Origin of the sequence: Kitasatospora sp. NPDC056800 (assembly GCF_042789775.1) — a bacterium.
Lineage (GTDB): Bacteria > Actinomycetota > Actinomycetes > Streptomycetales > Streptomycetaceae > Kitasatospora.
The window spans coordinates 22,790-35,566 of record NZ_JBHUAL010000040.1; the positions used below are offsets into that span (position 1 = coordinate 22,790).

At 74.6% G+C, this 12,777-nt stretch carries 11 protein-coding genes; 6 read left to right on the plus strand and 5 right to left on the minus strand.

The features are described from left to right. Positions 1-89: 89 nt before the first annotated feature. On the minus strand, positions 90-2,678 hold the full coding sequence (locus tag ACFRQN_RS12145) for a bifunctional FO biosynthesis protein CofGH (RefSeq protein WP_380740066.1): 2,589 nt from the start codon (positions 2,676-2,678) through the stop codon (positions 90-92). Between the two features lie 182 nt (positions 2,679-2,860). Between ACFRQN_RS12145 and ACFRQN_RS12150 the strand changes: the two genes are divergently transcribed. From ACFRQN_RS12150 to ACFRQN_RS12160, 3 genes are read left to right on the plus strand one after another with little or no spacing between them, the layout of a single operon-like run. After that, positions 2,861-4,120, plus strand: a complete 1,260-nt coding sequence (locus ACFRQN_RS12150; protein ID WP_380740068.1) for an outer membrane lipoprotein carrier protein LolA — start codon at positions 2,861-2,863, stop codon at positions 4,118-4,120. Positions 4,121-4,123: 3 nt separating this feature from the next. Further along, positions 4,124-5,206 carry an ABC transporter ATP-binding protein gene (locus ACFRQN_RS12155; protein ID WP_380740070.1) on the plus strand — a complete coding sequence of 361 codons (1,083 nt, stop codon included), beginning with the start codon at positions 4,124-4,126 and terminating at the stop codon, positions 5,204-5,206. Continuing rightward, on the plus strand, positions 5,193-6,086 hold the full coding sequence (locus ACFRQN_RS12160) for an ABC transporter permease (protein WP_380740072.1): 894 nt from the start codon (positions 5,193-5,195) through the stop codon (positions 6,084-6,086). Before ACFRQN_RS12155 ends, ACFRQN_RS12160 begins: the two co-directional genes overlap by 14 nt. Here the strand turns inward: ACFRQN_RS12160 and rarD are convergent. Both rarD and ACFRQN_RS12170 read right to left on the minus strand, forming a co-directional pair. Further along, positions 6,076-7,071 carry an EamA family transporter RarD gene (gene rarD / locus ACFRQN_RS12165; RefSeq protein ID WP_380740074.1) on the minus strand — a complete coding sequence of 332 codons (996 nt, stop codon included), beginning with the start codon at positions 7,069-7,071 and terminating at the stop codon, positions 6,076-6,078. The two genes, ACFRQN_RS12160 and rarD, sit on opposite strands and share 11 nt — an antisense overlap. 166 nt (positions 7,072-7,237) lie before the next feature. Next, positions 7,238-8,086 (minus strand): SDR family oxidoreductase, encoded by an 849-nt coding sequence (locus ACFRQN_RS12170; protein ID WP_380740076.1) that lies wholly within the window; start codon positions 8,084-8,086, stop codon positions 7,238-7,240. 103 nt (positions 8,087-8,189) lie between these two features. On the opposite strand from ACFRQN_RS12170, the gene ACFRQN_RS12175 reads away from it, so the two are divergent. After that, positions 8,190-8,591: a helix-turn-helix domain-containing protein gene (locus tag ACFRQN_RS12175; protein ID WP_074001251.1), complete on the plus strand. Its 402-nt coding sequence runs from the start codon at positions 8,190-8,192 to the stop codon at positions 8,589-8,591. A gap of 41 nt (positions 8,592-8,632) precedes the next feature. Here ACFRQN_RS12175 and ACFRQN_RS12180 read toward each other — a convergent pair whose 3' ends face one another. Further along, a complete protein-coding gene (locus tag ACFRQN_RS12180) occupies positions 8,633-9,400 on the minus strand; it encodes a TetR/AcrR family transcriptional regulator (protein ID WP_380740078.1) in 768 nt (255 codons plus the stop codon). Between the two features lie 61 nt (positions 9,401-9,461). Here ACFRQN_RS12180 and ACFRQN_RS12185 point away from each other — a divergent pair, with 61 nt between their 5' ends. Continuing rightward, positions 9,462-9,701: a DUF6011 domain-containing protein gene (locus ACFRQN_RS12185; RefSeq protein ID WP_049659733.1), complete on the plus strand. Its 240-nt coding sequence runs from the start codon at positions 9,462-9,464 to the stop codon at positions 9,699-9,701. A 26-nt stretch (positions 9,702-9,727) separates the two neighbouring features. Here the strand turns inward: ACFRQN_RS12185 and ACFRQN_RS12190 are convergent, their stop codons facing one another. Next, entirely contained in the window at positions 9,728-11,650 is a 1,923-nt protein-coding gene (locus tag ACFRQN_RS12190; RefSeq protein WP_380740081.1) for a hypothetical protein, read from the minus strand. A gap of 348 nt (positions 11,651-11,998) precedes the next feature. Between ACFRQN_RS12190 and ACFRQN_RS12195 the strand changes: the two genes are divergently transcribed. Next, positions 11,999-12,715, plus strand: a complete 717-nt coding sequence (locus ACFRQN_RS12195; RefSeq protein WP_074001248.1) for a chitinase — start codon at positions 11,999-12,001, stop codon at positions 12,713-12,715. Positions 12,716-12,777 lie beyond the last annotated feature (62 nt).

A 12,777-nucleotide genomic window follows, 5' to 3' on the forward strand; every position in this document is an offset into this window, starting at 1 on the left:
GTCCCCGGGAGTTCACCGCCCCGTCCCGGCCGCCGCCCGTACGGCGGCCGGGACGACAGCCCGTACGGGCGCCGGGACCGTCGCGGGCCTCAGTCCAGCACCGGCAGCAGCTCCGGCAGGTGCCCGTCCGAGGCCAGCGCCGCGGCCCGCCGTTCGGCCGGCACCTCGCCGTAGGTGGTGGTGCGCTGGCGGTGCGGGCGGCCCGCCGCCTCGGCGATCGCCTGGAGGTCGCGCACCGACTTGTAGCTCCCGTACGCCGAGCCGGCCATCCGCGAGATGGTCTCCTCCATCAGCGTGCCGCCGAGGTCGTTGGCGCCCGAGCGGAGCATCTCGGCCGCGCCCTCGGCGCCCAGCTTGACCCAGCTGGTCTGGATGTTGGGGATGTGCGGGTGCAGCAGCAGCCGGGCCATCGCGACCACCGCGCGGTTGTCCCGGGCGCTCGGGCCGGGCCGGGCGATGCCGGCCAGGTAGACCGGGGCGTTGGTGTGGATGAACGGCAGGGTCACGAACTCGGTGAAGCCGCCCGTCCGTTGCTGGATCCCGGCGAGCAGCCGCAGGTGGCCGAGCCAGTGCTCCGGGGTGTCCACGTGCCCGTACATCATCGTGGACGAGGAGCGGATGCCCAGCTCGTGCGCGGTGGTGACCACCTCGACCCAGGTGGCGGCCGGCAGCTTGCCCTTGGTGAGCACCCAGCGGACCTCGTCGTCGAGGATCTCGGCGGCGGTGCCCGGGATGGTGTCCAGGCCCGACTCCTTGGCGCGCTGCAGCCAGTCCCGGATCGACAGCCCGGTGCGGGTCGCGCCGTTGACCACCTCCATCGGCGAGAAGGCGTGCACGTGGATGCCGGGCACCCGCTCCTTCACCGCGCGGGCGATGTCGAAGTAGGCGGTGCCGGGCAGGTCCGGGTGGATGCCGCCCTGCATGCAGACCTCGGTGGCGCCCACCTCCCAGGCCTGCGCGGCCCGGTCGGCGACCTGCTCCAGGGAGAGGGTGTAGGCGTCCGCGTCGGTGCGCCGCTGGGCGAAGGCGCAGAAGCGGCAGCCGGTGTAGCAGACGTTGGTGAAGTTGATGTTCCTGGTGACGCAGTAGGTGACGTCGTCCCCGACGGCGTCCCGGCGGACGTCGTCGGCGATCCGGCAGAGCGCGTCCAGGGCCGGGCCGTCCGCGTGGAACAGGGCCAGCGCCTGGTCGTCGGTCAGCCGCGCCGGGTCGGCCGCGGCCACCGCCAGGGCCTCCCGGAGGTCCCCGGCGAGGCGCTCGGGCGCGCCCTTGGCGAGCACCTGCTCGCGCAGCACCTCCCAGTCGCCGTACACGTCCTCGAAGTCGGCCCGGCGGTCGCCGGTGCGGCCCTCGGTGTCGACGGCGGTGTGCAGGTCGGTGCGCCCGTACGACTCCGGCAGGTCCTCGGGCTCCTGCCAGGGCAGGCCGCGGACGACGGCGTCCGGGTTCGCCAGGCCGGTGGCCGGGTCGGCCAGGGCGCGCACGTGCGGCAGCACCCGCGGGTCCAGCCAGGGCTCGCCGCGCAGCACGTACTCGGGGTAGACGGCGAGGCGCTCGCGCAGCTCGAAGCCGGCCGCCGCCGAGCGCTCGGCGAGGCGCTCGATCTGCGGCCAGGGGCGCTCGGGGTTGACGTGGTCGGGGGTGAGCGGGGAGACCCCGCCCCAGTCGTCGACGCCGGCCGCGATCAGCCGCTCGTACTCGCCGTCCACCAGGTTCGGCGGGGCCTGGAGGCAGGCGGCCGGGCCCATCAGGTGCCGGGCGACGGCCACCGTGGCCACCAGCTCGTCCAGTTCGGCGTCCGGCATGCCGCGCATCGCGGTGTCCGGCTTGGCCCGGAAGTTCTGCAGGATCAGCTCCTGGACGCCGTGGTAGGCGCGGGAGACCCTGCGCAGCGCGAACAGCGACTCGGCGCGCTCCTGGTGCGTCTCGCCGATGCCGATCAGCAGGCCGCTGGTGAACGGGACGGAGCTGCGCCCGGCATCCTCCAGCACCCGCAGCCGGACGGCCGGTTCCTTGTCCGGGGAGCCGAAGTGCGGGCCGCCGGGCTCGCTCCACAGCCGGGTGGCGGTGGTCTCCAGCATCATGCCCATCGAGGCGGAGACCGGCTTGAGCCGCTGGAAGTCCGTCCAGCCCAGCACCCCGGGGTTGAGGTGCGGCAGCAGGCCGGTCCCCTCCAGGATGCGGATCGACATGGCGCGCACGTAGGCGACGGTGTCGTCGTAGCCGTGCGCGTCCAGCCACTCGCGGGCCTCGGGCCAGCGGTCCTCGGGCTTGTCGCCGAGCGTGATCAGGGCTTCCTTGCAGCCGAGTTCGGCGCCGCGGCGGGCCACCTCCAGCACCTCGTCCGGGGACATGAACATCCCGTGCCCGTCCCGGCGCAGCTTCCCGGGGACGGTGGCGAAGGTGCAGTAGTGGCACTTGTCGCGGCAGAGCCGGGTGAGCGGGATGAAGACGCTCTTGGAGTAGGTGATGACGCCGGGGCGGCCGGCCGCTTCGAGTCCGGCGTCGCGGACCCTCGCGGCGCTCGCGCAGAGGTCCAGCAGGTCCTCGCCTCTGGCCTGCAACAGCACGGCGGCCTCGGTCACGTCGAGGGCGACGCCGTCCCGGGCGCGGCGCAGGGCGCGGCGCATCGCGTTCGCGGTCGGCGGGGTGCTGGAGTCCGTGGCGGTTCCGTCCATGGCGCGACCCTACGCCAGGGGTGGTACCGCGGGTGGAGACAACCCTGAGGCGGCATCAGGGTCGGCGTACCCACGAAGGTCAACCCGATCTGGCCCCACAGGGCGATGACGGCGGCGGCGCGGCGGCCTCTAATGGAAGGGCAAGGCCAACCACACGTGTTCGCGGAGGAGTTGAGGACGCCATGACCAATGAGAAGGCGGCGGGGGACGATCTGGACGCCGGTACGCCGTACCGCTCCCGACGGCGCGTACTGATGCGCGCCGGGGTGCCGGTGGCGGTGGTCGCCGCGATCGCCGCGGGGGTGGGACTGGTCCCGGCACTGGCCGCCGACAGCGCGCCCGACCTGCCGGCGGTGAGCGCGGAGCAGCTGGTCGCGAAGGTGCTCGGCTCCGAGACCCAGGCGCTGTCCGGGTCGGTCGCCATCTCGACCGACCTCGGCGTGCCCGGCCAGCTGCTGAGCGGCGCCGCCGGCCTCGGCGGGGCGGTCGGCGGGCACGGCGGTGACGGCGGGGGCTCCACCGCGGACCCGCAGTCCAAGCTGCTCGGCCTGCTCGGCGGGGACCAGACGCTGCGGATCGCGGTGGACGGCCCGGACCGCCAGCGGGTGGACGTGCTGGAGAAGATGGCCGGCTACTCCATGGTCCGCAACGGCGACCAGGCCTGGGCCTGGGACAGCTCGTCCAACTCCGCGGTGCACATGACCGGTCGGGCCGCCGGCCAGGAGCACGCCAAGACGCCGCTGTCCGAGCTGCCGACCACCCCGCAGGAGGCCGCCAAGCAGTTCCTGGCCGCGAGCGCCGGCACCACCTCGGTGACCGTCGCCGGGACGGCCAAGGTGGCCGGGCAGAACGCCTACCAGCTGAGCGTGAAGCCCACCCAGTCCGGTTCGACCCTCGCCGAGGTGCGGATCGCGGTGGCCGCCGACAACGGGGTGCCGCTGTCGGTGGCGGTGAAGTCCATCGACGGCAGCACCGTGCTGAACGTCCGCTTCACCCAGGTGTCCTTCGCCCGGCCGGACGCCAAGACCTTCGACTTCACCGCCCCCAAGGGCGCCAAGGTGACGGAGCAGAAGGCGCAGGACGCGGCCAAGGGCGCGCCGGGCGACGCCCGGGAGCACGTGGGCACCGGGGCGCCCGAGGGCCTCGACGTGATCGGCGAGGGCTGGACGACGGTCCTCGCCACCCGGCTGCCCGCCGCGGTGGACGGGGCCGCGGACGGCGCGCCGAAGGGCGACGCCAAGGGCGGCAAGCACGGCGGCCACGGGGCGGGGGCCGGTCAGTCGCTGAACCCGCAGTCGATGGTGAAGTCGCTCGGCAAGCCGGTCGCCGGCGGCACCCTGGTGAGCACCAAGGTGCTCAACGTCCTGCTCACCGACGACGGCCGGGTCCTGGCCGGCGCGGTGACCCTGCCGGTCCTCCAGCACGCCGCCGGGGTGAACTGACGGATGACCCAGGCTCCCGTAACGGGGGACGTTACGGAGCCGGCCGGGGGTCCGGGCGCCGCGTCGCGCCCGGCCCCCGCGCCCGTGCCCGCTCCTACCGCTCCTACCGCTCCTACCGCTCTTTCGACTCCCACTCCTTCGGCTTCCGACGACGTCATCCGGACCCGCGGCCTGACCAAGCGCTTCCGCGGCGGCCAGCTCGCCGTGGACGGCCTGGACCTCTCCGTGCCGCGCGGCTCCGTCTTCGGCTTCCTGGGCCCCAACGGCTCCGGCAAGACCACCACCATCCGGATGCTGATGGGCCTGATCGCCCCCACCTCGGGCGCGGCCACCGTCCTCGGCGAGTCGATGCCGCAGTCCGTCGCCACCGTGCTGCCCCGGGTGGGCGCGCTGATCGAGGGCCCGGCCCTGTACGGCTTCCTCACCGGACGGGACAACCTGGTGCGCTTCGACGCCGCCGACCCGACCGCCGACCCGCGCACCCGCCGCCGGCGCGTCGACACGGCCCTGGACCGGGTCGGTCTGAGCGCCGCGGCGGGCAAGAAGGCCCGCGCGTACTCGCTGGGCATGAAGCAGCGCCTGGGCCTGGCCTCCGCGCTGCTCCAGCCGCGCGAGCTGCTGGTGCTGGACGAGCCGACCAACGGGCTGGACCCGCAGGGCATGCGGGAGATCCGGACGCTGGTCCGGGAGGTCGCGGCGGAGGGCACCACGGTGTTCCTCTCCTCGCACCTGCTGGACGAGATCGAGCAGGTCTGCACCCATGCCGCGGTGATGTCCCGGGGCCGGCTGGTGGTGCAGGGCACCGTCGCCGAGCTGGCCGCCCGGGCGCAGGGCCGGCTGGTGGTCCGCACCCCGGACGTGGCGCGGGCCGCGGAGGTGCTGGCGGCCCACCGGGTCACCGCCCTGGTGCCCGGCGAGGACCGGGTGGACGGCGAGCCGGGCGTCCTGGACGAGGAGGCGCTGCCCAGGCTGTGCGCGGCGCTGGTCGGGGCCGGGGTGCGGGTGCACGGCTTCGGGCTGGAGCGGGGCACGTTGGAGGACGCCTTCGTGGCGCTGACCGGGGAGGGCTTCGATGTCGCGGGCTGAGGCACCGGCCGAGGGCGGGACGCTGCCGTTGACGACCGGCCGGCGGCCGCAGACGGCGTCCGGGTTCCTGGCGCTGTTCCGCAGCGAGCTGCACCTGACCTTCCGCCGGATGCGCACCAAGGTGCTGCTGGGCATCCTGGCGGCGCTGCCGATCCTGATCGGGGTGGTGGTCAAGCTCAACACGGACAGCCCGCACCAGGGCGGCGGCGGTCCGAGCTTCATCGCGCAGACCACGCAGAACGGGCTGTTCCTGGTCTTCACGGCGCTCGCGGTCGCGCTGCCGGTCTTCCTGCCGATGACGGTCGGCGTGGTCGCCGGGGACTCGGTGGCGGGCGAGTCGGCCGCCGGGACGCTGCGCTACCTGCTGGTCGCCCCGGCCGGGCGGACCAGGCTGCTGGCCGCCAAGTTCACCGCCGGGCTGGTGTTCTGCCTGGCGGCCACGGCGGCGGTCGCGGTGACGGCGCTGGCCGCGGGTGCCCTGCTCTTCCCGCTCGGCCGGGTCACGCTGATCTCCGGGGACACCATCGGCCTCGGCGACGCGCTGCTGCGCGCGCTGCTGGTGGCGCTGGTGGTCGCGGCCTCACTGGCCGGGCTGGTGGCGATCGGGCTGTTCGTCTCCACGCTCACCGGCAGCGGCATCGCGGCGATGGCCGCGACCGTCGGGCTGGTGGTCACCGTCCAGATCCTGGACGTCTTCCCGCAGCTGCACGCCGTCAGCCCGTTCCTGTTCTCCCACTACTGGCTGAGCTTCGCTGACCTGCTGCGGGCGCCGATGTACTGGGACGGGGTGCTGAAGGACCTCGGCCTCCAAGCCGCCTACGTCGCCGTGTTCGGCTCGGCGGCCTGGTCCCGCTTCACCAGCCGGGACATCAGCGCGTGACGGCCTCCGGGGCGGCCGCGGGGGTGGCCGCCGCCACGGGGGCGGGCTGCGGCACCGCCGCGGCGGCCCGCACCGCGCGGTCGGCCCGCACCTGGCGCAGCGCGTCCCAGGTGAGCAGCGCGAGCGCGACCCAGACCAGGCCGAAGCCGGCCCAGCGGGCGGGCGGCATGGACTCGTGGAACACCGCGACGCCGATCAGGAACTGGAACACCGGCGCCAGGTACTGCAGCAGGCCGAGCACCGTCAGCGGCACCCGGACGGCGGCCGCGCCGAAGAACAGCAGCGGGATCGCGGTGATCACCCCGCTCAGCATCAGCAGCCCGGAGTGCCCCCAGCCGTACGAGCCGGCCACCGTGTGCCCGAAGGTGCCGCGCCCGCTGACCTCCAGGTAGACCAGGTAGCCGAGGGCGAACGGGAACATGAAGGCGCTCTCGGCCGCCAGGCTCTCCAGGCCGCTCAGCCCGACCTGCTTCTTCAGCAGGCCGTAGGTGGCGAAGGAGAGCGCCAGGGTGAGCGCGATCCAGGGCAGCTGCCCGTACGCGACGGACAGCACCGCGACGGCGGCGGCGCCGATGCCCACCGCCGTCCACTGGGCGCCGCGCAGCCGCTCCTTGAGCACCAGGACGCCGAAGCCGATGGTGACCAGGGGGTTGATGAAGTAGCCGAGGCTGGTCTCGACCACGTGGCCGGCGTTGACGGCCCAGATGTAGACGCCCCAGTTGACCGAGATCACGGTGGCCGCGCCGGCCAGCATGGCGAGCCGGCGGGGCTGGCGCAGCAGCGGGCGTATCCAGCCCCAGTGCCGCTGGGCGACCAGCAGCAGGACGACCGCGACCAGGGACCAGACCATCCGGTTGGCCAGGATGTCGTCCGCGGCTCCCGGCTCCAGCAGCGGCCAGAACAGGGGGAAGAGGCCCCAGATGCCGTACGCGGCGACGCCGTACCAGAGGCCCCGGCCGTTGTCCTGCTGGTCTGTTCCCGCCATGGCCGAGTGCCCTCCCGCGCGCGTGTGTCGATGGCGACGGTAGCGGGCGGGAGGGGCGACTGTCATCTCCGTTTCCGGATTTTGGTCATGACATTGCCTGCATGCTGGACCCGTCCGGAGTTCCGGGAGCTCAGGGCGGGTGCCCCGGGGGCCGGGAGCCGTCGCCTCAGGCGTCGAGGGCCGTACGGACGGACTCGGCCAGCGGGACGGTCGGGCGGCCGATCAGCCGGGCCAGGTCGCCCGGGGTGCCGGCCAGCTCGCCGCGCGCGATGCCCGCGTCCACGTCCACCAGGGCCTCGGCGAAGCCCTGCGGCAGGCCCGCGCCGACCAGCGCGTCCAGGTGCTCGGCCGGGGTGACGTCCCGGTGCTCGACCGGCTCGCCGGAGGCCTTCGCCAGCTCGGCGGCCAGCTCGGGCAGGCTCCACGCGGCGTCGCCGCTCAGCTCGTACACCCGGCCCTCGTGGCCCTCGCCGACCAGGACGGCGACCGCCGCGTCCGCGTAGTCCCGGCGCGGGGCGGTGGCGACCCGCCCGTCCCCGGCGCTGCCGAGCACCACGCCGCGCGCCACCGTGCCGGCCGCGTCGCCCAGGTAGTTCTCGGTGTACCAGCCGTTGCGCAGGAACGCGTGCGGCAGCCCGGAGGCGAGGATCAGCTCCTCGGTCGCCTTGTGCTCGTCGGCCAGCCGGAAGGTGGCCGCGCCGGGGATGCTGGTGTAGGCGAGCAGCGCGACCCCGGCGGCCTTGGCGGCCTCCACGACGGCCCGGTGCTGCGGGATCCGGCGGCCGACCTCGCTGCCCGAGATCAGCAGCACCCGGTCGCCCTCGGCGAAGGCGCCGGCCAGGGTCTCCGGCTTGTCGTAGTCGACCACGCGGACGGCGACGCCGCGCTCGGCCAGGTCGGCGGCCTTCTCGGCGGAGCGGACGGCGACGGCCACCTCGCTCGCGGGGACCTGGGCCAGCAGGCCCTCGACGACGAGACGGCCGAGCTGGCCGGTGGCACCGGTGACGACGTACATGGTGAAGCTCCTCGGGGTTACGTTTTGCGGTTCTGGCCTCGGAACTCACCCTAGGGGTGGCACTAACCTTTCGAAAGTACGCACTTCAAAGTAGGGTACTGACATGAAGGTAAGCGAGATGAAGGCCGGCGGGCTGCCACCCGCCGACGTCTTCGACCGGATGTGTCCGTCCCGGGGCGTGCTGGAGCACGTCACCAGCCGCTGGGGCGTGCTGGTCCTGGGCGCGCTGAACGAGCGCGGCTACCGGTTCAGCGAGCTGCGCCGCAAGGTCACCGGGGTCAGCGAGAAGATGCTCGCCCAGACCCTCCAGACGCTGGAGCGGGACGGCTTCGTGCTGCGCGAGGCGCACCCGGTGATCCCGCCGCGGGTCGACTACAGCCTCACCCCGCTGGGGCGCGAGGCGGCGGAGCTGGTCGCGGCACTGGCGCACTGGTCGGAGCGGCGGGTGCCGGAGGTCGAGGCGGCGCGCCAGGGGTACGACGGACGGGCCGCCGCCCTGCGGTGAGGCCGCCTCCCCGCGGCGATCGGGCGGGCTGCCGGCCTCGGCTACCGCTCCGCGACGAGGACGGCGAGCCCGTCCAGGACCCGGGCCAGGCCGAACGCGTAGGCGTGGTCCGGGCTGTACGCACCGCCGTGCGCCTCGCCGGCCGCGGCCCCGACCCGGGCGGCGACCGGGTAGCGCTCGGCGTCGAAGACCCGGGCGAGCAGGTCGGCGTTGGCGGCCCACCACTGCTCGTCGGTCATCGCGCTGTCCTGCCGGGCGGCGCGCTCGTCGGCGGCCATCCGGGCGCAGGTCTGGACGAAGCCGAGCAGGTGGGTCAGCGCGGCGTCCAGGTCGACGTCGGGCAGCCCGGTGCCCTCGAAGGCGCGCAGCTCGTACTCGTACTTGGCCATCAGGCCGGGCCCGAGCGGCGGACGGCTGGTGGAGATGGCGGCGACCCACGGGTGGGCGCGGTGCAGCTCCCGGTTGTCGTCCGCGACGGCGGTGACCCGGGCGCGCCAGCCCTCCCCGGCCGGGGTGCTGCGGGGCATCGTGGCGTAGACGGTGTCCAGCATCAGGTCGAGCAGCTCGGCCTTGCCCGGCACGTAGGTGTAGAGCGCCATCGGGGAGAGGCCCAGCTCCTGCGCGACCCGGCGCATGGTGACGGCGTCCACGCCCTCGGCGTCGGCGAGGGCGATCGCGACGGCGGCGATCTCGCCGGTCGAGCGCGCCTGCCGGGGCCCGCGCCGGCCGGGCTTCTCCTCGGCGGTGAGCCCCCAGAGCAGGGCCAGGGTGCGGGCCGGGTCTCCTGCGCTGCTGCGGTCGGTGGCCATGGGGCCATCGTTTCACGCACCGGCCGGGGGCCCTGGCGGCGCGGACGGCTACCGTCTCACCATGACCAGCCCGACCACCCCTCCCGGCCGTCCCGGCCCTTCCGGACCGGCCGAGCCCGAGACGCTCCCCGGGACGGACACCGCGCAGACCCTCCGCCCGCGGGTGACCTGCCGCCGCTGCCACCGGCCGCTGCACGACCCGGAGTCGCGGATGCTGCGGCTGGGCCCGGAGTGCCGGGACCCGGCGGAGCGGGTCGCCCGGTACGACGTCGACCAGGAGCCGCTGCCCGGGGTGGGTTAGGCCCTCTGAGCCTCAGCCCCGGCCGATCAGCCCCGGCCGAAGAGGCGGCGCAGCCGGCCGCGCCGGGGCTCCTCCTCCGCGGCCGCCGCTGCCGGGGCCTGCGGCTCCGCGACCTGTGGCTCCGGCTCCGCCCCCGCATCGGCGGCGTCCTCCCGGGCCGTCAGGTGGCGGGCGAGCGCGCGGTCCTCGGCGGACGTCCAGGGCGCGGCGAGCACCAGCGCGGACAGCGAGCGCAGGATCGTCACCGCCCGGGTGCGGCGGGCCCGGGCGCCGTGGTGCAGCCGCTGCCGGAGCAGCTCGGCGATGTCGGCCCTGGTCCGCGGCTGCGTCCAGCCGATCGCGACCAGCGCGAAGCCGGCCGCCTCGACCACCCAGTCCTCCGGCCCGAGCAGCAGGTCGCGCAGCACCCGGCGGCGCTCGGAGCCCTCCCAGGGCTGGTCGGCCCGGTGGTGGGCGATGCCGAGGCAGGCGAAGACCTGGACGGCCCGCACCCAGAGTTCGGGCTGGTGGGCGAGCAGGGCGCGGCCGAGTTCGTCCTCGCGCGGCACCGGCGGGTGGACCAGGACGCCGAGCAGGTCGTCCAGCGGCAGTCCGGCCAGCCGGACGGCGTGGTCGTAGGCGGCGGGGACGGTCGGCCAGAAGATCTCGGCGGTGGCCCGGACGAGTTCGGCGCTCTGCGGCGCGGGCGGGTCGACGGCCGGGCGCGGGTCGGTGCCGTCCCAGGCCCAGATCCGGGTGGTGGGCTCGGTCAGCGGCAGCCGGGGGTCGGGCTCGCCGACGGCCTGGTAGCGGACGGTGGAGCGCGGCAGCGCGAGCCGGACGGCCAGCACCGAGCTGGGCGGCTCCACGGTGGAGGCCGTGCACTCGATCTCGGTGTCGCGGCTGGTGTCGGCGGCGGCGAGCACCTGGTGCAGCACGTTGACGGTGGCCTCGGTGGCGCCGGAGACCAAGCCGAGCCAGGGCTCCCGGTGGCTCAGCCGCTCCAACAGCTCCTGGGCGTACCCGTGTTCGGGGTGGGCGCGGTGGTGGTCGGCCAGGGCGAGCAGGTGCGCCGGGTCGCCGTCGAGCGCGTGGCGCAGCCCGTACCGGGCCGGGCCGGCCTTGGGGTGGTCGGGCACGGCGGCGAGCACCCGCTCCAGCCAGGGCAGGCCCTCGGCGGGGCGGCCGAGCGCGCCGTACAACTCGGCGACGTCGACGGCGAGGTAGCTGTTGGAGTCGTCGAGGTCCGGGGCGACCCGCTCCAGTTCGGCCTCCCAGACGGCGAGCGCCTGCTCCGGGCGGCCGGCCGAGCGCAGGGCGTTGCCGAGCATCACGGCGGGCAGGTAGCCGGGGGCCGACCGGTGCGCCCGGTCGGCGAGTTCGACGGCGCGGGCGGTGTCGCCGAGCCGGCGGGTCAGGCCGGAGGCCATCGCCAGCAGCAGGACGTGGTCGCCGTGGCGGTCCAGCACGGCCTGCACGAAGTCGTGGAACGGCCGTACGGCTTCGGCCGGTTCGGCCGGGAGCGGGTCGGGCAGCGCGCCGGTCGCGCGGGCCACCGCCTGGGCGACGGCGTCCGGGTCGACCAGGCCGGGCAGGTCCTCGCGGGCGAGCCAGGCGGCGTGCGCCCAGGGGCGGGCCGGCTCGGCCTGGATGGCGGAGGCGAGCAGTCCGACGGCGGCGTTCCAGTCCCCCGCCGCGGCCTCCACGTGGGCCCGGCAGACCGCCGTGCCGAGGTACACCCGGCCGTCCAGCGGGAACAGCTCGCGGGCCGCCGCCGGGCCGCCCGCCGCGGCGCACAACTCGGCCAGCGCCTCGTGCAGTTCGGGCAGCTGGGGGGCGGCGAGGATCGCGTCGCCGAGGTGCTCGGCGGCGTGCGTCAGGTCCCCGGAGTCGATCGCCAGCCGGGCGACCGCGACCTCCCCCTCGGCGGCCAGGCGCTCGGCGCCCTCGTCGTCGGTGTGACCGCTCATGCGCCCCTGCTCCCCCGGTTGTGCCGTCCCACTCGGAAGGAGGCTATCCGGTACGACCGACAGCCCGGCGATCACCCCGAGGGCGGCCGGCGTCCAACGACCGGATCGGATACGACCCGTACGAGTGGTTTAGACCTCCGTTGGACATATTTGACGCTTTCCGCCCGCCAGGATGGCGGAGGCCCTTCGCGAACCTTCGCGAGCTGTCGAGACCCTTCGCGACTCTTCGCGGATCTTTGCGACCTTTTGCGCGAATCTGCGCGTCCCCGCGAACCGTCCCGAGCCGTCGCGAGCCCTCGCGAGCGAAGTGCCGCCCCCGCCAAGGAAACCCGAGGAACGAGGAAACCGATGAAGCTTTCCCGCACCCTGTCGCTGGCGGCCTCCGCCGCCGTGCTCAGCACCCTCGCCGTCGCCGGCCAGACCGCCCCGGCCTCCGCCGCCGGCTCCTTCGTGGTGAGCGAGGCCCAGTTCAACAAGATGTTCCCGAACCGGAACGCCTTCTACACGTACAAGGGCCTGACCGACGCCCTGGGCGCCTACCCGAAGTTCACCACCACCGGCGACACCGCGACCCGCAAGCGCGAGGCGGCCGCCATCCTGGCCAACGTCAGCCACGAGACCGGCGGGCTGAAGTACATCGTCGAGCAGAACACCGCCAACTACCCGCACTACTGCGACACTTCGCAGCCGTACGGCTGTCCGGCCGGGCAGTCCGCGTACTACGGGCGCGGGCCGCTCCAGCTGAGCTGGAACTTCAACTACAAGGCGGCCGGCGACGCCCTGGGCATCGACCTGCTGCACGACCCGTACCAGGTCGAGAAGAACCCGGCGACGTCCTGGAAGACCGCGCTCTGGTTCTGGAACACCCAGAACGGCGCCGGACGGATGACGGCGCACGACGCCATCGTCAACAACAAGGGCTTCGGCGAGACCATCCGCACCATCAACGGCGCGCTGGAGTGCGACGGCAAGAACCCGGACCAGCGCAACAGCCGGATCAACCTCTTCAAGCAGTTCGTCGGCGTCCTGGGCACCGACGTGGGCGGCGGCAACCTCTCCTGCTGACGGGCGCCTCGGCCGCCCGGTGCCCGGGGTCCCGGTGCGGCCGATCAGCCCGTTCATCGAAC